Origin of the sequence: Neobacillus niacini NBRC 15566 (assembly GCF_001591505.1) — a bacterium.
Lineage (GTDB): Bacteria > Bacillota > Bacilli > Bacillales > Cytobacillaceae > Neobacillus > Neobacillus niacini.
The window spans coordinates 324,241-345,846 of the sequence record NZ_BCVA01000001.1 but is presented as its reverse complement, the minus strand read 5'-3'; the positions used below and the strand labels follow the sequence as shown (position 1 = coordinate 345,846).

At 37.5% G+C, this 21,606-nt stretch carries 29 protein-coding genes; 26 read left to right on the top strand and 3 right to left on the bottom strand.

The genetic code is table 11. The annotated features are described in order from the left end of the window. The first annotated feature begins 183 nt into the window (after nucleotides 1-183). From BANA01_RS01830 to BANA01_RS01780, 11 genes are all read left to right on the top strand, one after another. A complete protein-coding gene (locus BANA01_RS01830) occupies nucleotides 184-450 on the top strand; it encodes an IreB family regulatory phosphoprotein (protein WP_063251385.1) in 267 nt (88 codons plus the stop codon). A 2-nt stretch (nucleotides 451-452) separates the two neighbouring features. After that, the gene (ruvX, locus tag BANA01_RS01825; RefSeq protein WP_063251384.1) at nucleotides 453-869 is read left to right on the top strand and encodes a Holliday junction resolvase RuvX; all 417 of its coding nucleotides are present in this window, start codon (nucleotides 453-455) and stop codon (nucleotides 867-869) included. 12 nt (nucleotides 870-881) lie between these two features. Continuing rightward, on the top strand, nucleotides 882-1,172 hold the full coding sequence (locus tag BANA01_RS01820) for a DUF1292 domain-containing protein (RefSeq protein WP_063251383.1): 291 nt from the start codon (nucleotides 882-884) through the stop codon (nucleotides 1,170-1,172). A gap of 183 nt (nucleotides 1,173-1,355) precedes the next feature. Then, nucleotides 1,356-2,489, top strand: a complete 1,134-nt coding sequence (gene mltG / locus BANA01_RS01815; RefSeq protein WP_063251382.1) for an endolytic transglycosylase MltG — start codon at nucleotides 1,356-1,358, stop codon at nucleotides 2,487-2,489. A gap of 171 nt (nucleotides 2,490-2,660) precedes the next feature. Beyond that, complete coding sequence (locus BANA01_RS01810; RefSeq protein ID WP_063251381.1) at nucleotides 2,661-3,302, top strand: O-methyltransferase; 642 nt, start codon at nucleotides 2,661-2,663, stop codon at nucleotides 3,300-3,302. A 6-nt stretch (nucleotides 3,303-3,308) separates the two neighbouring features. Beyond that, on the top strand, nucleotides 3,309-4,238 hold the full coding sequence (locus BANA01_RS01805) for a peptidase U32 family protein (RefSeq protein WP_063251380.1): 930 nt from the start codon (nucleotides 3,309-3,311) through the stop codon (nucleotides 4,236-4,238). A 16-nt stretch (nucleotides 4,239-4,254) separates the two neighbouring features. Beyond that, nucleotides 4,255-5,526, top strand: coding sequence for a peptidase U32 family protein (locus tag BANA01_RS01800; protein ID WP_063251379.1), 1,272 nt, complete (start codon nucleotides 4,255-4,257; stop codon nucleotides 5,524-5,526). Nucleotide 5,527: 1 nt separating this feature from the next. Beyond that, entirely contained in the window at nucleotides 5,528-6,163 is a 636-nt protein-coding gene (udk, locus tag BANA01_RS01795) for a uridine kinase (RefSeq protein WP_063251378.1), read from the top strand. Nucleotides 6,164-6,323: 160 nt separating this feature from the next. Next, the gene (greA, locus tag BANA01_RS01790) at nucleotides 6,324-6,800 is read left to right on the top strand and encodes a transcription elongation factor GreA (RefSeq protein WP_063251377.1); all 477 of its coding nucleotides are present in this window, start codon (nucleotides 6,324-6,326) and stop codon (nucleotides 6,798-6,800) included. 65 nt (nucleotides 6,801-6,865) lie between these two features. Further along, nucleotides 6,866-8,626 (top strand): peptidoglycan D,D-transpeptidase FtsI family protein, encoded by a 1,761-nt coding sequence (locus BANA01_RS01785; protein ID WP_063251376.1) that lies wholly within the window; start codon nucleotides 6,866-6,868, stop codon nucleotides 8,624-8,626. A gap of 111 nt (nucleotides 8,627-8,737) precedes the next feature. Next, nucleotides 8,738-9,406 (top strand): DUF1510 family protein, encoded by a 669-nt coding sequence (locus BANA01_RS01780; RefSeq protein ID WP_063251375.1) that lies wholly within the window; start codon nucleotides 8,738-8,740, stop codon nucleotides 9,404-9,406. Nucleotides 9,407-9,584: 178 nt separating this feature from the next. Here BANA01_RS01780 and BANA01_RS01775 read toward each other — a convergent pair whose 3' ends face one another. Beyond that, a complete protein-coding gene (locus BANA01_RS01775) occupies nucleotides 9,585-9,791 on the bottom strand; it encodes a DUF2536 family protein (protein ID WP_174524390.1) in 207 nt (68 codons plus the stop codon). Nucleotides 9,792-10,015: 224 nt separating this feature from the next. On the opposite strand from BANA01_RS01775, the gene mtnN reads away from it, so the two are divergent. The 8 genes from mtnN (at nucleotide 10,016) to BANA01_RS01755 (ending at nucleotide 15,468) form a co-directional block, all read left to right on the top strand. Beyond that, on the top strand, nucleotides 10,016-10,711 hold the full coding sequence (gene mtnN, locus BANA01_RS01770) for a 5'-methylthioadenosine/S-adenosylhomocysteine nucleosidase (RefSeq protein ID WP_063251374.1): 696 nt from the start codon (nucleotides 10,016-10,018) through the stop codon (nucleotides 10,709-10,711). 131 nt (nucleotides 10,712-10,842) lie between these two features. Next, the gene (locus tag BANA01_RS01765) at nucleotides 10,843-11,091 is read left to right on the top strand and encodes a YrhC family protein (RefSeq protein ID WP_063251373.1); all 249 of its coding nucleotides are present in this window, start codon (nucleotides 10,843-10,845) and stop codon (nucleotides 11,089-11,091) included. Nucleotides 11,092-11,510: 419 nt separating this feature from the next. After that, nucleotides 11,511-11,651: a YrzI family small protein gene (locus BANA01_RS30745; RefSeq protein WP_082799353.1), complete on the top strand. Its 141-nt coding sequence runs from the start codon at nucleotides 11,511-11,513 to the stop codon at nucleotides 11,649-11,651. A gap of 31 nt (nucleotides 11,652-11,682) precedes the next feature. Continuing rightward, the gene (locus tag BANA01_RS28955; RefSeq protein ID WP_082799352.1) at nucleotides 11,683-11,823 is read left to right on the top strand and encodes a YrzI family small protein; all 141 of its coding nucleotides are present in this window, start codon (nucleotides 11,683-11,685) and stop codon (nucleotides 11,821-11,823) included. 27 nt (nucleotides 11,824-11,850) lie between these two features. After that, on the top strand, nucleotides 11,851-11,994 hold the full coding sequence (locus BANA01_RS28950; RefSeq protein WP_082799351.1) for a YrzI family small protein: 144 nt from the start codon (nucleotides 11,851-11,853) through the stop codon (nucleotides 11,992-11,994). A gap of 568 nt (nucleotides 11,995-12,562) precedes the next feature. Continuing rightward, on the top strand, nucleotides 12,563-13,279 hold the full coding sequence (gene sigK / locus BANA01_RS01760) for an RNA polymerase sporulation sigma factor SigK (RefSeq protein WP_045517798.1): 717 nt from the start codon (nucleotides 12,563-12,565) through the stop codon (nucleotides 13,277-13,279). A 111-nt stretch (nucleotides 13,280-13,390) separates the two neighbouring features. Continuing rightward, complete coding sequence (locus tag BANA01_RS29795) at nucleotides 13,391-13,552, top strand: hypothetical protein (protein ID WP_169803635.1); 162 nt, start codon at nucleotides 13,391-13,393, stop codon at nucleotides 13,550-13,552. 116 nt (nucleotides 13,553-13,668) lie between these two features. After that, nucleotides 13,669-15,468: a M3 family oligoendopeptidase gene (locus BANA01_RS01755; RefSeq protein WP_063251372.1), complete on the top strand. Its 1,800-nt coding sequence runs from the start codon at nucleotides 13,669-13,671 to the stop codon at nucleotides 15,466-15,468. Between the two features lie 108 nt (nucleotides 15,469-15,576). Here BANA01_RS01755 and pssA read toward each other — a convergent pair whose 3' ends face one another. Further along, complete coding sequence (gene pssA, locus BANA01_RS01750; RefSeq protein WP_063251371.1) at nucleotides 15,577-16,116, bottom strand: CDP-diacylglycerol--serine O-phosphatidyltransferase; 540 nt, start codon at nucleotides 16,114-16,116, stop codon at nucleotides 15,577-15,579. A gap of 129 nt (nucleotides 16,117-16,245) precedes the next feature. On the opposite strand from pssA, the gene BANA01_RS01745 reads away from it, so the two are divergent. Further along, on the top strand, nucleotides 16,246-17,046 hold the full coding sequence (locus BANA01_RS01745; RefSeq protein ID WP_063251370.1) for a phosphatidylserine decarboxylase: 801 nt from the start codon (nucleotides 16,246-16,248) through the stop codon (nucleotides 17,044-17,046). Between the two features lie 70 nt (nucleotides 17,047-17,116). Here the strand turns inward: BANA01_RS01745 and BANA01_RS01740 are convergent, their stop codons facing one another. After that, nucleotides 17,117-17,257: a sporulation histidine kinase inhibitor Sda gene (locus BANA01_RS01740; RefSeq protein ID WP_063251369.1), complete on the bottom strand. Its 141-nt coding sequence runs from the start codon at nucleotides 17,255-17,257 to the stop codon at nucleotides 17,117-17,119. 423 nt (nucleotides 17,258-17,680) lie between these two features. Between BANA01_RS01740 and BANA01_RS01735 the strand changes: the two genes are divergently transcribed. From BANA01_RS01735 to yqeK, 6 genes are read left to right on the top strand one after another with little or no spacing between them, the layout of a single operon-like run. After that, entirely contained in the window at nucleotides 17,681-18,196 is a 516-nt protein-coding gene (locus BANA01_RS01735; protein WP_063251368.1) for a YqeG family HAD IIIA-type phosphatase, read from the top strand. A gap of 3 nt (nucleotides 18,197-18,199) precedes the next feature. After that, nucleotides 18,200-19,309: a ribosome biogenesis GTPase YqeH gene (gene yqeH / locus BANA01_RS01730; protein ID WP_063251367.1), complete on the top strand. Its 1,110-nt coding sequence runs from the start codon at nucleotides 18,200-18,202 to the stop codon at nucleotides 19,307-19,309. A gap of 27 nt (nucleotides 19,310-19,336) precedes the next feature. Next, nucleotides 19,337-20,167 carry a shikimate dehydrogenase gene (gene aroE / locus BANA01_RS01725; RefSeq protein WP_063251366.1) on the top strand — a complete coding sequence of 277 codons (831 nt, stop codon included), beginning with the start codon at nucleotides 19,337-19,339 and terminating at the stop codon, nucleotides 20,165-20,167. 1 nt (nucleotide 20,168) lies between these two features. Next, on the top strand, nucleotides 20,169-20,459 hold the full coding sequence (yhbY, locus tag BANA01_RS01720; protein ID WP_063251365.1) for a ribosome assembly RNA-binding protein YhbY: 291 nt from the start codon (nucleotides 20,169-20,171) through the stop codon (nucleotides 20,457-20,459). Between the two features lie 18 nt (nucleotides 20,460-20,477). Further along, nucleotides 20,478-21,047 carry a nicotinate-nucleotide adenylyltransferase gene (locus tag BANA01_RS01715; protein WP_063251364.1) on the top strand — a complete coding sequence of 190 codons (570 nt, stop codon included), beginning with the start codon at nucleotides 20,478-20,480 and terminating at the stop codon, nucleotides 21,045-21,047. Further along, the gene (gene yqeK / locus BANA01_RS01710) at nucleotides 21,037-21,603 is read left to right on the top strand and encodes a bis(5'-nucleosyl)-tetraphosphatase (symmetrical) YqeK (RefSeq protein ID WP_063251363.1); all 567 of its coding nucleotides are present in this window, start codon (nucleotides 21,037-21,039) and stop codon (nucleotides 21,601-21,603) included. Before BANA01_RS01715 ends, yqeK begins: the two co-directional genes overlap by 11 nt. The last annotated feature ends 3 nt before the right edge of the window (nucleotides 21,604-21,606 follow it).

Sequence of the window (21,606 nt, the reverse complement as noted above, 5' to 3'; positions counted from 1 at the left end):
AACTGAGAAAAGCGGAAGTGCCTTGTTCAGGGGCGACAGGCATAAGACAAGCTGGCGAGAAGGTTGTTCTTTAACCTTCTTGTCGGATTGGCTTATGACCCCGAGCCCCTAGGCACTGTAGCTAGATCAAAACTAACTAGTCAAGGCAGTTATCTCCTCTACTAAAAATGCGAGGTGCATATGATGAGCTCATTTGATAAAACGATGAGATTTAATTTTCCTGAAGAGCCTTTTGAACATGACGTAAATGATGTTCTGTTTCAAGTTCATGAAGCCCTGCAAGAAAAAGGATACAATCCAATTAATCAAATCGTCGGATATCTACTATCCGGAGACCCTGCTTATATTCCACGACATCGTGACGCACGGAATATTATTCGTAAACTCGAGCGGGATGAAATTATTGAGGAATTGGTTAAATCCTATTTAAAACAACGACGTGAGGGTTAAAAATGCGAATTATGGGATTAGATGTTGGCTCTAAGACAGTCGGTATTGCCATAAGTGACGAACTTGGCTGGACTGCACAGGGCCTCAAAACCCTAAAAATTGACGAAGAAAAAAATAAGTTTGGTTTTGACGAAATTGGTCAATTAATAAAAGAGTATGGAATTAGTCAAGTTGTCATCGGTTTACCAAAGAATATGAATGGCACGATTGGACCTCGAGGCGAAGCCAGCAAACGATACGCAGAGGAAATTGAGAACCAGTTTTCGGTTTCCACCATTTTATGGGACGAGCGTTTAACAACAATGGCAGCAGAGCGAGTCTTGCTTGAAGCGGATGTAAGCCGTAAAAAGCGAAAAAAGGTTATTGATAAAATGGCAGCTTCGATGATTCTACAAGGCTATCTGGATAGCAAAAATTAATGAGGTGAAGTTATGGAACACGGAGAAAATCAAATTACAATTGTAGATGAAAAAGGTAATGAACAATTATGTGAAGTACTTTTTACATTTGAATCAGAGGACTTTGGCAAGTCGTATGTTTTGTTTCAACAAGTAGGCGGAGTGGAAGATGATGAAGAGGGCCCAGAGATTCATGCTTATGCCTTTAATCCTAATGATGAAGACGGCGAAGGGGAATTAATTCCTATTGAAACCGAGGAAGAATGGGACATGGTAGAAGAAATGCTTAACACCTTCTATGACGAGCAAGAAGACGAAGAATAATATCAACAGTAAACGACCCTAAAAAAGGGTCGTTTTTTTATGTATTTTTGAATGCGCTTTCGCAGGAAAATTGACATTTTTCGCTATGTATGCTGAAATAATATCTGATATGCTTTTTTAAAAAATATTAAAAAAAGAGTTTGAAAGATACATGTTTAACCGGCTTATGGGAGGGGCAATAAAATGTCATCAGAAGAGACACACTCGAAAAAAGAGGTAATTCGAAGGAAAATGCTTGAGCACCAAAGTGAGGCAAGAATTGTTCGCAGAATCGTTTTAACTATTACAATTGTTACCCTTTTAATACTTATTTTTATTGGAGGAGGGGGCTATCTCTACATCAAGTCAGCCCTTGAACCCGTTGACAAAGATAGTAAAGTTCAAAAAAAGGTGGAAATTCCGATCGGTTCATCTGTTACGGGAATATCTGAAAAATTAGAAGCTAATGGAATAATTAAAAATGCTAAAGTCTTTAAATACTATGTTAAATTTAAAAATGAAGCAGGTTTTATGGCTGGAGAATATGAAATGAGTCCCTCAATGGAGATACCAGAAATTATTAATCGCTTAAAAACAGGTAAAGTACTCCAACAGGCAGCATTCCAGTTAACGATACCAGAAGGTAAGCAATTAAAAGAAATTGCCCAAATTATGGCTAAGGCCGCAAATAAATCCGAAGATGAAGTCTTTAATCAGTTAAATGATCGAACATTCATCCAAACATTGATGGGAAAGTATCCAGATTTACTAACAACAGATATTTTGAATCCAAATATTAAATATCCACTAGAGGGTTACTTGTTCCCGGCAACCTATCCATTCTATAAGCAGAATCCAACCATTGAAGAAATGGTTGTGACAATGCTAGACCAAACTCAAAAAGTAATCACACCTTATCTGCAAGAAACTAGCGAAGAGGAATTTACAGCTCATCAATTATTAACCATGTCATCATTAATTGAGGAAGAAGCGACACAAAAGGCAGATCGAAAAGATATTTCGAGTGTATTCTATAATCGTATAGAACAAGGAATGCCGTTGCAAACAGACCCAACAGTCCTTTATGCTCAAGGAAAGCATAAGGAAAGGGTATTGTATGAGGATTTGGAAGTGGATTCACCTTACAATACGTATAAACATAAGGGGCTTCCACCGGGCCCTATAGCAAATGCAGGGAAAGATTCTTTAGAAGCTGCAATGAACCCATCTGATACAAAATATTTGTACTTCCTTGCTACAAAAGAAGGAGATGTTATTTTTACCAATACTTTGGATGAACACAATGCAGCAAAAGCTGAGCATATTACCAATCAATAATTAAACAATTAACTAGGGGGAATAGTTTTCTTTCCTCCTTGTTTATGATAAAATAGTTCAAGTGTTTTATGAGCAGATAATAGCGTTTCTATTGAACGCTATTTTTTCATGTCTAAGAAGCAGCATTGTGGAAACAATGCTTTTTAAAGGATAGAGGCAGGTGATGGCAGTTTGTTGAATGATAAACTGCATTCTTATATTGAGGATCTAATTCCAGGGCGTGAACCATTGTTTATCGAGATGGAAAACTACGCTAAAGAAAATAAAGTACCAATTATGGAGCTGGTGGGAATCGAAGCATTGCTTCAGCTTTTAAGAATTCAGGATTCGAAGAAAATCCTTGAGGTAGGTACTGCAATAGGATATTCGGCATTACGGATGGCTGAAGCACTGCCATTTGCGTCCATTGTGACGATAGAAAGAGATTTGGAAAGGATTCAGACGGCTGAAGAATATTTGAGTCGTTCGAAGCACGGCGAACAGATTTTATTGATTAAAGGTGACGCCCTTGAAGTTGAGGACCTTGTTAGGGGACAAGCACCATACGATACCATTTTTGTAGACGCTGCAAAAGGCCAATATCAAAAATTCTTTGAAATGTATTCGAAATACCTAAGTGATGACGGAATGATTATTACCGATAATGTCTTATTTAAAGGACTAGTCACAGAATCAGAGATTGAATCTAAAAGAATTCGAAATCTTGTTAAGAAAATAGACGGTTTCAACCAATGGCTAATGAACCACCCTGATTATCATTCGGTCATTCTCCCTGTTGGGGATGGCGTCGCCATTAGTAAAAAGAAGAGGTGAGTGAAATTGAAAAAAACCGAATTACTAGTAACTCCATTATCTATTGATGATATTTTACCATTAGCAGAAGCCGGTGCTGATGCATTTGTGGTCGGCGAACAGAGATTTGGATTACGCCTAGCAGGTGAATTTAACCGGGAACAAGTAAAACAAGCTATAGGTTTAGCACAAGGACAAGGTAAAAAAGTCTATGTTGCGGTCAATGCTATTTTCCATAATGAAAAAATAGAAGAATTAAGTGATTATATTAAATTTGCTTCAGAGGCCGGTGCCGACGCGATTATTTTTGGTGACCCTGCTGTTTTAATGACTGCTCGTGAAGTGGCACCCGATATGAAACTTCATTGGAGTACTGAAACCTTAGGGACGAATTGGTTTTCATGTAACTATTGGGGTAAAAAAGGCGCGAAAAGAGCTGTTCTTGCGCGTGAAATCAATATGGACGCAATCGTGGAAATCAAAGAAAACGCCGAGGTTGAAATTGAAGTACAGGTTCACGGGATGAGCTGTATGTTCCAATCCAAACGTTCCCTATTAGGTAACTACTATGAGTACCAAGGAAAAGTGATGGAAATCGAAAATCGTAAAATGGAAAAGAATATGTTCCTTCACGATAAAGAAAGAGAAAACAAATATCCAATCTTTGAAGATGAGAATGGTACCCATATTATGAGTCCAAATGATATTTGTATCATTGATGAGCTCCAAGATATGTTAGAAGCAGGCGTAGATTGTTTTAAAATCGATGGCATTTTAAAGTCACCGGAATATCTTCTTGCGGTAACAAAGGCATATCGTGAGGCCATTGACTTATATTTTGAGGACGCAGATTTATACGAAGACAAAAAAGATGAGTTGTTAGAAGCTATTGAAGAAATTCAGCCAGCAACCCGTAAATTAGACACAGGATTCTTTTTCAAGGAAACAGTTTATTAAAAGGAGGAGTTCATTCATGAATACAGTTAAAGATAAGATTTCTGAAGTTATCGATGGAAAACGTGTGATTGTGAAAAAGCCAGAACTCCTTGCGCCAGCAGGAAATCTTGAAAAGTTAAAAATTGCAGTTCAATACGGAGCGGACGCTGTATTTATTGGCGGTCAGGAATATGGTTTACGTTCAAACGCTGATAACTTTACGTTTGAAGAAATGAAAGAAGGCGTGGAATTTGCCAAAAAATATGGGGCGAAGGTTTATGTTACAACGAATATCTTTGCTCACAACGAAAATATTGATGGATTAGAAGAGTATATCCTTGGATTAAAAGAAACCGGGATTGCTGGAATTATCGTTGCGGATCCATTAATTATTGAAACTTGCCGCAGGCTGGCACCAGAAATTGAGATACACATTAGTACGCAGCAATCTATTACAAACTGGAAAACAGCTCAGTTTTGGAAGGAAAGTGGTGCAGAACGTGTCGTTTTAGCACGTGAGGCAAGTGCAGAAGAAATTAGGGAAATGAAAGAAAAGGTCGATGTAGAAATTGAGATCTTTATTCATGGCGCAATGTGTATTGCTTATTCTGGACGTTGTACATTGAGTAATCATATGACAGCAAGAGATTCTAACCGAGGAGGATGCTGTCAGTCATGCCGCTGGGATTATGATTTATATCAACTAGAGGGCAGCACGAACGAAGTGCCGCTTTATAGTGACAATGACGCTCCATTTGCAATGAGTCCAAAAGACCTTAATCTTATCCAAGCCATTCCTCAAATGGTTGAGCTGGGAATTGATAGTTTGAAGATTGAAGGCCGTATGAAGTCGATTCACTATATTGCAACAGTTGTAAGTGTGTATCGAAAAGTAATTGATGCCTATTGTGCAGACCCTGATAACTTTGTCATAAAACGTGAATGGTTAGAAGAGTTAGACAAATGTGCGAACCGTGAAACAGCACCAGCTTTTTTTGAGGGAGTTCCAGGGTATAAAGAGCAAATGTTTGGTAATCATAGCAACAAGACAAAGTTTGAATTTGTCGGTCTTGTGTTGGATTACAACGAAGAAACCCAAATGGTTACACTCCAGCAGCGAAACCACTTTAAACCGGGTCAAGAAGTAGAGTTTTTCGGTCCGGAAATTCAAAACTTTACACATGTGATTGATAAAATCTGGGATGAAAAAGGTAACGAACTGGATGCTGCTAGACATCCGCTTCAGATTGTACAATTCAAATTGGACAAACCGGTTTACCCTAACAACATGATGCGAAAGGAGAACTAGGTTGATGCGCAAACCGGTTGTTATTGGAGTTGCCGGAGGTTCCGGCTCGGGAAAGACGAGTGTAACTAAAGCTATTTATGATAGCTTTAAAGGTCACTCTATTACAATGATTCAACAAGATTTTTATTATAAAGACCAAAGTGATTTACCCTTTGAGGAACGCTTGAAGACGAATTATGATCACCCTCTTGCTTTTGATAATGACTTACTCATCGAACATATTGAAAAGCTATTACATTATGAGCCGATTGAAAAACCAGTTTATGATTATTCCATTCATACTCGTTCAAATGAAATCATTAAAGTTGAACCGAAAGATGTAATTATTTTAGAAGGTATACTTGTTCTTGAAGATGAACGATTAAGAAATTTGATGGATATTAAGCTGTTTGTTGATACCGATGCGGATATTCGAATTATTAGAAGGATGTCGCGTGATATTAAAGAGCGTGGACGGACATTGGATTCTGTTATTGAACAATATACAAATGTCGTTCGCCCGATGCATAACCAATTTATTGAGCCGACTAAGAGATATGCGGATGTTATTATCCCTGAGGGCGGTCAAAATCATGTGGCAATTGATTTAATGGTCACAAAAATTCAAACAATTCTTGAACAAAAGTCAATTTTATGACACAATAGCGTAAAGATTAGGTTAAAATAAATCCATATTGGATGAATACAAGTTGCGCGCCCTTTTGAGAGGACGCGCTCCTATGTATTTTTGTGATACCTACATATCCATAACGACACAATCTATGGGGGATTGTGAAGACTAGAAGGAGTGAGAAGTTTTGGCAATAGAAAAAGTATTTCCAATGACGCAGGCAGGTAAAGACAAACTGATTCAGGAGCTTGAGCATTTAAAATCAGTTAAACGTAAAGAAGTTGTGGAAAGAATTAAAATCGCTAGAAGTTTTGGTGACTTATCAGAAAACTCTGAGTATGATTCCGCGAAAGAAGAACAAGCATTTGTAGAAGGCCGTATTACAACGTTAGAGAATATGATTCGTAACGCTAAGATTATTGAAGAAGGCGATACTGTAAGTGATTCTGTTACTTTAGGAAGATCTGTTACATTTGTTGAACTTCCTGATGGTGACGAAGAAACGTATACAATCGTTGGAAGTGCTGAGGCTGATCCGTTCGAAGGGAAAATCTCTAACGATTCACCGATAGCAAAAAGTCTACTTGGCAAAAAAGTAGGCGAACAAGTATCTGTCCAAACTCCAGGCGGCGAAATGAGCGTCAGAATTACTTCCATTAAGTAATCAAATTTTCACCTATATGTTTGAAATGGGGACACCTCGTCAAAACTTTTGACGAGGTGTTTTTTATGATACGTAAACGGATTAAAGGTTTACTCATCTTATGCATTGCTGGGCTGCTGGTTCTTATCGCTCGATTAATCCAAATCCAGCTGGTCGAAACCGAAACCTTTTCGAAGCACAATGTGAATTTATTGGAAGAAAGCGTCCAACAACGAACACAAGAATTAGTGATTGATAATGGGCGAGGTAATTTTCTTGACCGAAATGGAGATTTACTTACTCATAAAAAAGTGCCCGTTCTAGTTCTCTTTCCTTTCTTAAAGAATATGACTTGGGATAGTCATGCTGTCTCAACCATTTCTGGAATATCAGAAGATAGATTAAAAATGGCCGTAGAAGGTGCAAAAAAACCATTTGCCTATGGAGAACCAGAGCCTTTGAAATTAACTTCATCCCAAATGGAAAGAATCAACAAACTAGAGATTCCAGGTGTATTTGCGATTGATAAAAAATTTGAACGTTCTGATATTCCTGCAGAACAATTAATTGGATTAACAGGTGAAAATGCAAAAGAATTAAAAAAGCGTTATCCAGAAAAAGAGCTCTCTGAGAAAACCTTGATTGGTGTTTCGGGTCTTGAAGAGAGTTTTGATGAATTTTTGCTTCCTGAAGGAAAATCAAAACTTGTTTATCATGTAGATGGGGACGGAGCTCCGTTATTTGGTATTAATGTCAAATATGTTGATCCGGCTAATCCTTTTTATCCCGTAAATGTAAGAACAACGATCGATAAAAGTGTGCAGCAAATGTCTGAGGAGCTAGTGGACAAGCATGGAATTAAAAAGGGAGGTTTAGTGCTGCTAGATATAGAAAGCAATAGTGTCTTAGCCTCTGTTTCCCGTCCGCTCATTAATCCAAATGACCCTTATAGCGGTTCAGGGATTACAAATCGAATGTTGAAGCAAGAAATAATGGGGTCTATTTTTAAAACAGTGGTTGCAGCCGCGGCTATTGATCAAAACCTTGATGACCCGACCCGGTTATTTAATTGCAGTATAAAAATTAATGGGGAACCTGAATTAAAATATAATTATGGCATGCTCTCCTTCACTGATAGTTTTGCGAGAAGTTGCAACAGGACTTTCGGTGAGCTGGCAAGGGAACTTCAAAAGAAAGATAAAGAGTTGTTGGAAGAATATGCTGCGAAACTGTCGTTAACAGGCACTGTAGGATGGAAGGGTGAAATCTACCATACCAATAATTTTAAACAGTTAGTCGATGAGGATAAAGGAAGGGTATTTTTAACAGAAGAGGCTAAAGGCGACCCCAACTTTGCTGCTATGTCAGGAATCGGTCAGCATGAGGTTCGTGCCACACCTTTGGCAGTAGCCAATATGATGGCCACAATTGCCAGAGGTGGAAAAAAAGAAATGGTTCGAACTGTTTCAAAAATCGAATATAAAAATGGTACGACCATGGTTAACTTTGGCAAACAAGAGTTATCTGGTGGCATTATTTCTCCCTATACAGCAATGAAGCTGCAGAAATTATTAAGAGAGGTTATTGTTAATCCAAATGGGACTGGAAAGTGGTTTAAAGACCTTCCATACGAAGTTGCTGGAAAATCAGGTACCGCGGAGACAGGAAAATTCCAAGAGGATAAACAACTGCATAATAAATGGTTTGCCGGTTATTTTCCCTATCAAAACCCTAAATACGCGCTTGTTGCCGTGAATTTGGATGTTCTTGATACAGAGGGAGGCGTTAATTTACTCTTTGCCGATATGGTTAAAATGTTACATGAACATGACAAAGAGGGACAATAAGATTAACTTTAGTGAAAATCCTTCAAGTTATTTTAGATTCATGTTAGAATGTTCACAGCCATATTAATTGTTTAGCGGCGCTCCCGCTTTTCTATTTGGAGGGATATTTTAATGAGTAACGATTTCCAATCTGGCTCACGTTCTAGTTATCGGGCTAAAAGAAAGAAAACGAACCTCGTCTTGAATAGTCTTATTGTTATTGTCCTAGCTCTCATTGTCTTTGTAGCCTACACTATTTTTTTATCAGGTGACGATAAAGCGTCTCCTAAAGAGGAACAAACAAAATCAGCAGTAAACAAAGCCTCAGAAAAAGAGGATAAAAATATTGAAGATAAAAAAGAAGTAGAAGAAACAAAGAAAGACAGTGATTCAGAGGGAAGTGCAGATGAAGAAAGTGTAGAAGCCTCTGTACCTGAACAAGAAGATAAATCTCAGGCAGTTATCACAGAGGGGGACGGAACTTCTAATGTAGTTAGAACCATCGAGAACCCAGCCTGGAAGCCTGTAGGTACAGCACAAACGGGTGAACACACCCCTGTGTACGATAGTTCCTCTGTGGATTGGCAGGAAATGCTAAAGGCCATTTCTTATGCTACAGGATTAGAAGAAAGCAATATGACTGTGTATTGGTTAGGCCGCGATAAAACTTCTGGTACTGGGACGTTCAGTACTGTTGCATCGAAAGATAAAACGCAGAAATTCAATGTCTACCTTCAATGGGTGGATGGTGAAGGCTGGACGCCAGTAAAGGTCGAAGAGCTTTCTGCAATTGAACAATAAAAAATAGGATGGGCTAACCATCCTATTTTTTGTCTAGCTCCAGCGCCTAGGGGCTCGGGGTCATAAGCCAATCCGACAAGAAGGTTAAAGAACAACCTTCTCGCCAGCTTGTCTTATGCCTGTCGCCCCTGGGAAAAATTGAACTGCATTTTTCCTTGGACAAGGCGCTTCCGCTTTTCTATTTACGTTTAAAATGCACAACTGCAGTAAAGTAAGTCTGACCCTTTTCGTTAGCATACATTTGATGGGAGACTGAATGAACACCTAAAAGAATTGCCTTGTTTTCCTCAATTTTTGCCTCGATTTTCTTTTCCAAGACTTTAAGATCTGTTGCATCAAAAAATTCTACTCTATCCTCAATAAATTCAAGTTTAAAATCCAGCATCGTTATCATCCTTTCCCTATGTACATTCTAGTTATTTTCTGAGAATGAATCAATGGGATAATACCAACATCTCAATAAGGATAAAGTATGTGAGTACTCCTCGCAATGGAAGAAAGCTGTCGAATAATGGTAGAATAGTGTTTGCGGATACAATGGATAAATCCGAGGAAGATTATAAAAATAATGTTTATGAGAGAGTAAAACAATAAGAAAGAGGTTTTAATATGAAAGTTGCGATAATTGGAGCAATGGAAGAAGAAGTAAAACTATTAAGGGATCATATCGAGGGTCAAACTCAAGAAACGGTTGCTGGATGTGAATTTACATTTGGAAAAATGAATGGGGCAGAAGTGATTTTGCTGCGCTCAGGCATTGGTAAAGTTAATGCAGCCATGTCGACAACCATTCTCCTTGAGAAGTATAAGCCAGATTGTATTATTAATACTGGCTCTGCTGGTGGTTTTAACCCTGATTTAAATGTTGGAGACGCTGTAATTTCTACAGAGGTTCGGCACCATGATGTGGATGTAACAGCCTTTGGTTATGAATACGGACAGGTACCACAGCTGCCTGCAGCCTTTTTAGCGGACGACAAGCTTGTTCACATAGCTGAAAATGCTGCAAAAGAACTAGATAAATTCCAAGTCGTTAAAGGGCTTATTGTTACAGGGGATTCATTCATGGAAGATCCTGAGCGTGTTAATTTTGTCCGTACCAAGTTCGAAAAATTACAGGCTGTCGAGATGGAAGCAGCCGCTATAGCTCAAGTAGCACACCGTTTCGGAGTTCCTTTCGTTATCATTCGCTCTTTATCCGATATCGCTGGGAAAGAATCTGAAGTTTCCTTTGATCAATTTATAGACCAAGCAGCAACCCATTCTGCAACATTGGTTATGAAAATAGTCGCTGCTTTAGGATAGGCAGTATTGATGAGGGTCCGGCCATAAGATGCCGGACCTTTTTCTTGTTTTTCTAAAATTTACATCCACATTTATTGCTTTATTTATGTTACAGTAGTTTAGTAGATTTTAAGAAAAGCAGGTGACCAACAGTGGATAAACAAACAAAAAAGATTTATGAAAAAATGGTTGATTTTAAACAATTTGCTGTCGTACTACTCGCTGTCGGTGTATTTTTCTTTTTAGGTGTAATTATTCCGTCCGACTCAAAGAGTGAGATGGATGTAAATATAATGATGATTGCCTCAATGTCCTTTTTAGCGGTGTCAATTTTACTTTTTATTCAATCAAAACAGTGCCAGCTCAAACTTATGGATATGGAAGATGGCAACCAGAGATAAGCGTTCCCTTTAGGGACGTTTATTTTTTTTTACTAAAAAACAGGCAAATTGATTATTTTTAAAAAAATTTTAAAAAGTGGTTTACAAAGGATATGTTGATGGATATAATTACCGTAGTTAGTAAAAAATTCCGAAGGAGGTCGAAGAAAATGATGATCAAGTTAATGGCTGCTATCACTGGTAATGCTGTTTGGATGACAACTGCATATGTAAATAAATTGCATTCGACCGACAGGAATGGATTGCTTAACTAATTTTTTTAGTTACTATACATATCCATGCCGCAGGGAGAATGCTGCCCTGCGGTATTTTTGTGCCTAAAAACAGGCCGCAAGGGAGTAATTTCTTGCGGCCTTTTTGTGTGCATTTAATGGATATTAATTACAAATTTGGTAATAAAAGAAAGTGAGGTGATCATAATGACCCTAAATATATTTTTTATCTCAATAACTTTAAAAAAACATAAGGAAAGTTTCCAACAAGCAGCTCGAAATGAAATGATTGAAAAACTTTATGAGCAAAACAAAGAACGTCAATTGTCGCTTTATCATTTACTATAAATTAACCCTAAAAAAAAGGAAGTGTATTTAAATGACCCTTAATATTTTGTTTTTTTCGATTACAGTTAGGAAACGTGAAGAAAGTCTGCAAGAAGCCATTCGTAATGAAATGATTGAAAAGCTTTATGATCAGCACAAAGACCGTCAAGTTACAGCTTACCATTTAATGTAATAAACCCTTTAGGGGAGGTGAAATTTTATGACATTAAATATTTTATTTTTATCAATTACAATAAAAAAACGTGAGATGAGTATGGAAGAAGCGTCTCATCATGAACAAATCAAGAAAATTTATGAAACAACGAAAGATCGCCAACTATCCGTTCATCGCATTATGTATTAAAGCTAAACCATAATAAACAAAGAAAGGTGGGTTTTACGATGATATATTTAATTCAAAAACGTGGAGCAAGCTTATGGAGTATGAAAGATACCACCTAGTTAGCCTATTTAAGGAGGCAGAATAATGCCAGTACACAGCTTTTTATTGTTTCTATTTTTAAAACCAAAAAAGAAAATCCCAAAATGATATATATCGAAATGATGATATATGATCATGAATAACAGAGCTGAATGTTTGTTAACAGAATGTTCACATTCCCTTTAGTTAGATACTGTGAAAATATGATAAATTCGAAGTAGATAAAAGGGTCTATCTAAAGGGGTGGGGAATATGTTCATGGTCGTAATGGCTTTGGTCATAACTGGGGCGATTAGCTGTGTAATATCAGCTGAACTTAGCGTAGAATAACAGTAAAGCATTGATCTTTTAAAGAGGTCAATGCTTTTTTTATGTGTATGCTAAAAGGCTTTATTTTCAAATAAAATGTCTTGGACAGACACAATCGGACTGTTTCTAACATAGGAATTAGTTATAGGCAAAGCCCAAAAAAGCACGGGGGTGTATGTGCATGGCAGGCATTTTTACAGCACTTGGTTATCTCATTAAGGAATTTTTATTTCTTGTCTCTTATGTAAAAAACAATGCTTTTCCGCAGCCCCTATCTGCTGCAGATGAGAGGAAATATTTACGGTTAATGGCGGAAGGGGACTCACATGCTCGTAATATGTTGATTGAACATAATTTACGGCTTGTAGCTCATATCGTTAAAAAGTTCGAAAATACGGGGGAAGATTCAGAGGATTTAATTTCCATAGGAACGATTGGATTAATTAAAGCCATTGAGAGCTATTCAGAAGGCAAAGGAACTAAACTTGCTACGTATGCAGCACGATGTATAGAAAACGAAATTCTCATGCATTTACGCGCTCTAAAGAAGACAAAAAAGGATGTCTCGCTCCATGACCCGATTGGACAGGATAAAGAAGGTAATGAGATTTCACTTATTGATGTACTAAAATCAGAATCAGAAGATGTGATTGATACGATCCAGTTAAACATGGAGCTTGAAAAGATTCGAAAATATATTGATGTTCTTGATGACAGAGAGAAGGAAGTAATCGTTGGCCGATTTGGTCTTGACCTTCAGAAGGAAAAAACACAGCGAGAAATTGCGAAAGAATTGGGCATTTCTCGAAGCTATGTTTCTAGGATTGAAAAAAGAGCATTAATGAAGATGTTTCATGAATTTTATCGTGCTGAAAAAGAGCGTAAGAAAAAGAACTAAAATGAGAGGCGGAGATTCTTCTGCCTCTTTTTCTTGTTTAAACGGCTAGTGCCTATACATGTCACAAAACTGGGACATAACCTATTATAAAAAGGAAAAGGGGGGATTCATGTGTCATATGGTTATCCGAATTCTTGTTTTTACCCAGCCCCTTATCCAGTTTATCCTGTCCCTTATGCAACGGGTGTGGGAGGCTGGTACGCACTCTTCATCGTGTTATTAATACTAGTCCTCATCTTTGGCGGCTGGTGGTATTATACAACTTTCTGTTAAGGAAAAATGAAGCTTGTGCAAGCGAAGCACAAGCTATTTCTTTGAGCAACTATAATAATAGAATTATTCCATAAATATATTATAATGAAAAGGTACATATATGAGGGGGGAAAATGATGACTGCTGCTACATATTCAGATGTTTGGAATCTGGAAGTATTTTTTAAAGGCGGAAGTAATTCAGCTGAACTCGCAGACCACTTAAAGGTAACGAAGGAATTAATTGAGCTTTTTGAGATAAAAGTACATAACTGGAAACTACTCCACACAGTAGAGGATAAGGTTTATTTAAAGGAACTTTTATCCGATTTTGAAATAGCAGGTAAAAAGCTTCGTCAAGCTGCAGCATTTGTAGGCTGCCTTCAAGCGCAAAATACAGAGGATAAAAAGGCATATGCTCTTGAAGCAACCGTAACAGGGCTTAGTGCGTCTTTTCAATCCGTTCTTGGTGCATTTGATAATCAATTATCAACAATCAATGATGAGGTATGGGCACAAGTGTTAGAAGATCCCTACCTAACGGAGCTAACGTTTTCGCTAACAGAAAGGCGCGAGCGAGCAAAAGAAAAGCTTTCAATTGAGGAAGAAGCAATCATTAGTGCACTTGGCGTTGATGGCTATCATAGCTGGGGTCAATTGTATGATCTTATTGTTAGTAAGATAAAAGTTCCTATTGAGGAAAACGGTGAAGTAAAACAACTTTCAGTTGGTCAGGCAGCCAATCGATTTTCCAGTTCAAATCGTGCTATCCGCAAAGAAGTGTTTAAAAGCTGGGAAAAATCCTGGAATGAGCAAGCTGATTATTTATCGAAAACATTAAATCATTTATCAGGTTTTCGGTTAAATGTTTATAAAAAACGCGGCTGGGAAGACGTATTAAAAGAACCGTTAAGCTTGAACAGAATGAAGAAAGAAACGCTAGAAACAATGTGGTCGGTTATTTCTGAAAATAAACAACCGCTCGTGCATTATCTGAATCGTAAAGCTAAACTATTAGGCCTTGAAAAATTAAGCTGGTTTGATTTAGATGCTCCATATGGGAAAACCGAGTCGAAGGTTTCTTACCAAGAGGGTGCAGAATTTATAGAGCAAAACTTTGCTCTTTTTGGTGAAAAAATGGCTGCATTTGCTAAAAAGGCATTTGAAAATCAATGGATTGAAGCGGAGGATCGTCCAGGAAAAGCTCCTGGTGGTTTCTGTACGGGGTTTCCTGAAAGTGAAGAATCACGGATTTTCATGACGTATTCAGGTACACCTTCTAATGTTTCTACACTGGCTCATGAATTAGGTCATGGTTTCCATTCCTATGCAATGAAGGGTGTACATTATCTCAACCGCGGGTATGCCATGAATGTCGCTGAAACGGCTTCAACCTTTGCCGAAATGATTGTTGCGGACGCAGCTGTAAAAAATGCGAAGGACGAAGAAGAAAAGCTCGCTTTGCTCGATGATAAAATTCAAAGAACGGTTGCTCTTTTAATGAACATTCATGCCCGCTTTTTATTTGAAACTCGTTTTTATGAGGAAAGAAAGCGCGGTCCAGTATCCGTTGAAACGTTAAATGTATTAATGGAAGAAGCTCAGAAGGAGGCATACTGTGAAGCTTTAGACGAATACCACCCGCTATTCTGGGCATCCAAGCTCCATTTCTTTATTACGGGCGTTCCGTTTTATAACTTCCCATATACATTTGGCTATTTGTTCTCTCTTGGTATCTATGCGCAGGCGCTTGAGGAAGGTACAGGATACGAAGAAAAGTATATTTCTTTATTAAGAGATACTGCTTCCATGAGTGTTGAAGATTTGGCTTCTAAACATTTGCAAGTGGATTTAGATCAAAAAGAATTCTGGGAAAAGGCAGTGAAAATCTGTATTGATGATATCGTTGAATTTCTTCATTTAACAGAGAATAAATAAAAAATAGAGCCCGGCAGATTCCTGCTGGGCTTTGCTTGTCTCGCTCCGGCGCCTAGGAAAAAAACGCAGTTCATTTTTTCCCTGAAAAAGGCGCTTCATTTTTCTTTATTACATTTTCCTAAGTTTAAATGGGCTAACCATAAGGAATGATAAAATGATGATAATGAATAAAAATGTTTGAGCAGGAACATACGGAATAGCTAAAAAGCTTAAGGTTGCCAAACAGCCTGCGGCTGTAATCGGTAAACCAGTAAAATAACCGTTGCTTTCGGAGATATTGAAGCGAGCCAATCTAAAAGCACCGCAACCGATATAAAAAACAGTGAAGAACGATCCAGGTCCGCCAAATTCATTTAAAATTCCTTGATATAGTAATAGTGCTGGCGCGACTCCAAATGATATAATATCACTCATGGAATCTAATTGTTTGCCTAACTCTGACTCGATATTAAATTTTCTTGCTGCCATACCATCAAATCGATCAGCTAATGCAGCGATAAAGATTAGAAGCAAACTTAATCGTAGATTTCCTTCCATTGCAAAGATTATCGCAAAACCACCAAAAGATAAATTCGTTAAAGTAATAACATTCGCCGTTTGGGACTTCAGTTTCTTAATTGTAGAATCAAAAACGTCTAATAAAAACATTTAGCTCCACCACTCCTTTTCAACAAGCAGGAAGAGAACTTTATTTATTTTCCTAACTCTATTTATTTAATATTAAGCTTTTTAATCAATTTCGTAAAGAGTATTTTTACACTTTTTGGGGGTCATGTAATGTTAAAGCATGTATATCGTTTAATGATAGAGCTAACGAATGGAAGATGGACATCAGTCATTTTACAGCGGTTTGCACGCTCGCGGATTAGCCGAGTAGTTATTCCTTCATTTGCGAAGATATATAAATTAAATCAGGATGAAATGGAAAGAGCACTTCATGAATATGACACGCTGCATGATTTATTTATCAGAACGCTGAAAAAAGACGTGAGAATGATTGATAAATATGAAGACACTGTAGTAAGCCCGGTGGATGCGGTGATCGAGGATGTCGGGACCATTAATCAAACAAGTGAAATGATGGTTAAGGGTAAGGCATATTCCATACAAGAAATGTTGGGAAACGATCAGACAGTAACGAAGTATTTAAATGGTACATATATGGTGCTCTATTTAAGCCCGAGTCATTACCATCGGATTCATAGTCCTGTAGAGGGGATAATCGTTAAACAGTGGGAATTGGGCTCAAAATCATATCCTGTCAATAAGATGGGTTTAAATTATGGGGTCCGAACGTTAGCAAAAAACTATCGCCTGATTACAGAGGTGAACACAGCCAGCGGGCATATAGCGATTGTGAAAGTAGGAGCCATGTTTGTAAACTCGATTGAAAAGACTCATAAAGGAATGAATCTGCACAAAGGAGAAGAAATGGCTTACTTTAGTTTCGGTTCTACAGTAGTATTGTTGTTTGAACAAGGAATTTTTAAATTAGATTCCTCTATCCATACACCAAAGGATATTCGAATTGGTGAAAAAATTGGAGTACTTGTAAAGGAACGGGACGGCGCTTTGTAAGTGCCGTACTTTTTACCAATAGTATTTGTAAAAAAAGAAAAAGCCCTCAGGGGGCATATGGATAATCTCATTAAGATGAAATTTTCATTTTGTTGAATAAGGCACGACGATGAATTTCTGTTTCAATTAGATGTATAAACTCGGGGCTTAGATTTAATTCTCTTGCTTTATAGTACGATTCAATCAATAATTCATCTGACAGTTTACGCAATCTAGAATTCACCTCCATAAGAAAAATAAATGGTTTAAAATGTATAAATGAAGCATAAAATGGTAAGTTCCATTGGTGTACCCTAAATCTACCAAATTACTTTCAATAGGACAACCTTTCCAATTATTCACAATTTGCAGTGGATAACTTGTGGTTAATTTGTTTATAAAGTATATAAATGTGACTGAAACAATGGGTATAATGTTAATAACTTTATCCACAGGAGTGGAAATGCTATGATTTTGTCGAAAAATATTTATTATATTTAGTATTTACAACAAAAAGCATTCATAATTAATGAAAATATGTCGGACTTTGACAAATAATAAAACATAACAGCTATAATAGTTTTATTTTGATACAACGGTTAAAATTGGTTATGATGGTACAGATAAACAGATGAATTAATGAGGTGTAAACTTAGTGCTAAAGATTTTTTTACCTGATGAGCATGTAAAAAGCATATTAGATGTTAAACCGGAAGACCTGAAAAAAAGAGGGATTAAGGGCATTATTACTGATTTGGATAATACGCTTGTGGAATGGGATCGACCGAATGCCACACCTGAGCTCATTAAATGGTTTGAACAAATAAAACAACACAATATACTTGTTACAATTGTTTCTAATAATAATGAATTGCGTGTAAAGGAATTCTCTGATCCATTAAAAATTCCATTTATTTTTCGAGCTCGTAAACCAATGGTGCGTGCATTTAATAAGGCACTTTCCGAAATGGGAATCAAAAAGGAAGAAGCTGTTGTTATTGGGGATCAATTATTAACGGATGTATTAGGTGGAAATAGAAGCGGATTTCATACGATTCTTGTGGTCCCTGTTGCACAAACGGATGGTTTTTTTACTAAATTTAACCGTTTTACTGAACGAAGAATTATGAATTGGTTCAGAAGAAAAGGTATGATTCAATGGGAGGATTAAAGTGTGAGTGAACAAGAGCAATATTTATGTGTAGGATGCGGTGTGAAGGTACAAACGGAAAACCCTGCGGAATTAGGGTATACACCGTCATCAGCACTCGAAAAGGAAAGTATTATTTGTCAGCGCTGTTTTCGTCTTAAACACTACAATGAGGTACAGGATGTCAATTTAACCGATGATGACTTCTTGAAAATCCTAAATGGCATAGGCCAGACCGATGCGTTAATCGTTATGATTGTAGATATTTTTGATTTTAATGGAAGCTGGCTCCCTGGATTACATCGATTTGTCGGCAATAACAAAATTATCTTAGTAGGTAATAAGGTGGACCTGCTGCCAAAATCGGTGAAACATAACAAATTAATTAATTGGATGAAACAAGAATCAAAAGAGCTGGGACTCAGACCTGAGGAAGTGTATTTAGTCAGTGCGGAGAAAGGCAAGTTCATCAAAGAAACAGCAGCTGCCATAGATGAAATGCGTAACGGAAAAGATGTCTATGTGGTAGGATGTACAAATGTAGGGAAATCTACTTTTATAAATAGAATTATTAAAGAGGTAACGGGTGAAGGAGATATTATTACTACATCACACTTTCCTGGCACCACTTTAGACATCATTAAAATTCCACTTGAGGATGGCAAAGCACTGATTGATTCACCTGGTATTATCAATCACCATCAGATGGCCCACTATGTTGATAAGAAGGACTTAAAAATTATTACTCCGAAAAAAGAAATCAAACCAAAGGTGTTTCAATTAAATGAGGGACAAACATTGTTTTTTGGGGGCTTAGCTCGGTTTGATTTTATAAGCGGTGAAAGAAATTCATTTGTGTGTCATGTTTCAAATGAAATTAATATTCATCGGACCAAAACAGAAAATGCCGATGAATTATATCGAAACCATGTTGGGGAAATGCTAGCTCCACCTCGAAAGGATGAATTGGATTCATTTCCTGAGCTAGTAAGACAAGAATTTACGATTAAGGATGCAAAGACGGATGTTGTATTTTCTGGGCTGGGCTGGATTACCGTTAATCAGCCAGGGGTGAAAATTGCAGCATATGTGCCAAAGGGTGTTCAAACCTTGACACGAAAATCCTTAATTTAATTTAGACGGGGAAATGAGGGGAATCAGGTGAAGAAACTTTTTGCGGTTTTGGGAGACCCAATTGGTCACTCAATGTCACCAATTATGCTTAATGATGTTTTATCCTATTATGAAATTGACGCCCATTATCATCCTTTTAAAGTAAGTCCAGAGGATTTAGAAACAGCTATTAGAGGGTTAAAGGCAATTGGAATATCAGGTTTTAATGTAACAATTCCACATAAAAGCGCCATTCTTCCTTTTTTAGATGGTGTCGATGATTTAGCTATGAGTATTGGTGCAGTAAATACTGTGGTTAATGATAATGGTAAACTAATCGGCTATAATACGGATGGGTATGGATTTATAAAAGGTTTAGAACCTTATATAACATCCTTTTCGGACAAGAAAGTCTTAGTCATAGGAGCAGGAGGGGCTGCAAGGGCCATTTATTTCACGATGGCAAAAATGAAGCCGCTGGCAATTGATATTACCAACCGTTCTGTAGAAAGGGCGAAAGAGCTGATAGAGGCATGCCCATTTGAATCAAAATCTAAATCGTTATCTTTGAATGAGGCACAGGCTCATCTTAACGAATACGATGTAGTGATTCAAACAACTATGGTCGGCATGTACCCTAAGGTTTCAGAAACACCGATTAATCTAAGTTACTTAACAAGCGGAGCATTAGTTTGTGATATTGTTTATAATCCACTAGAAACACAGTTCTTGATGGAAGCAAGGCAGAAGGGGGCAACCGTTCAAAATGGAGTTGAAATGTTTGTTTACCAAGGTGCTCTTGCGTTTGAGAAATGGACTGGAATTTTCCCTGATGTAAAAAGAATGCGAGAGAATGTATTAAGACAGTTGGAGGCGTGAAATGTTAACAGGTAAACAGAAAAGATTTTTAAGGTCAAAAGCCCATCATTTAGATCCAATTTTTCAAGTAGGAAAAGGCGGGGTAAATGAAAATATGATTAAGCAAGTTGCTGATGCGTTAGAGGCAAGAGAACTCTTTAAAATAAGTGTGCTGCAAAACTGTGAAGAAGATAAAGATGTTGTTGCAGAGCAGCTAGCTGCGGGAACAGGTGCTGATATCGTCCAAATTATTGGGAATACAATCGTACTTTACAAAGAATCGGTAGAAAAGAAACAAATTTCACTTCCATAGTAAAGGAGAGGGAACATCATGACAAAGGTTGGGATATTGGGAGGGACATTTGACCCGCCTCATTACGGACATTTGTTAATTGCTAATGAGGTACTCACCAAACTTAATCTTGATGAAATTTGGTTTATGCCAAACCAAGAGCCCCCTCATAAAAAGAAATCGGAGTCAGTTGAGAATATAGACAGGCTGCAAATGCTTGAACTTTCTATCAAAGCGAATCCATTTTTTAGAATCGAAAAAAATGAGCTGGAGAGATCAGGTCCATCATTTACTGTCGATACCATGAAGATATTGCACGAACGATATCCAAACCATGAATTTTTCTTCATCATTGGTGCAGATATGATTGAATACCTTCCTAAATGGCATAAAGTAGATGAATTGATTAAGCTCGTAAAATTTGTTGGTGTTGAAAGACCAATGTATAGCACCCAAACAGATTATCCTATCATTTATGTAGACGTACCAGCATTTGATGTTTCGTCTAGTATGATAAGAGACAGAGTACAATCTGGTATGACCGTACGCTATTTATTACCCGATTCGGTCATCGATTTTATTAGGGAGAATCATTTATATGGAACGTGAAGAGGCATTGAAAATAGTTAAAGAACAGTTGACTGACCATAGATATCAGCATACGCTGGGTGTCATGGAAACTGCGATTGCATTAGCTAAACAATACGGTGCAAATGTAAAAAAGGCAGAAACAGCAGCAATCTTTCACGACTATGCAAAATTTCGTCCTAAGGATGAAATGAAACAAATTATCATTTCGCAAAAATTCCCTCAGGATTTACTGAAATATCATTCAGAGCTTTGGCATGCACCTGCAGGGGCCTATTTAGTGGAAATGGAAGCGGGAATAAAGGATAAGGAAGTACTGGATGCCATCCGCTATCATACATCTGGAAGGCCTAGAATGACTCTGCTTGAAAAGGTAATTTATTTAGCGGATTATATTGAACCAGGCAGGCATTTTCCAGGCGTAGATGAGGTTAGAGCCTTAGCCAAAGAAAACTTAAACTTGGCATTAATACAAGCAGTTAAAAATACCATACTATTCTTAATGAAAAAGAATCAACCGGTGTATCCGGATAGTTTTCAAACATATAATGATCTCGTAATGAGTCAGGAGGATTGATTA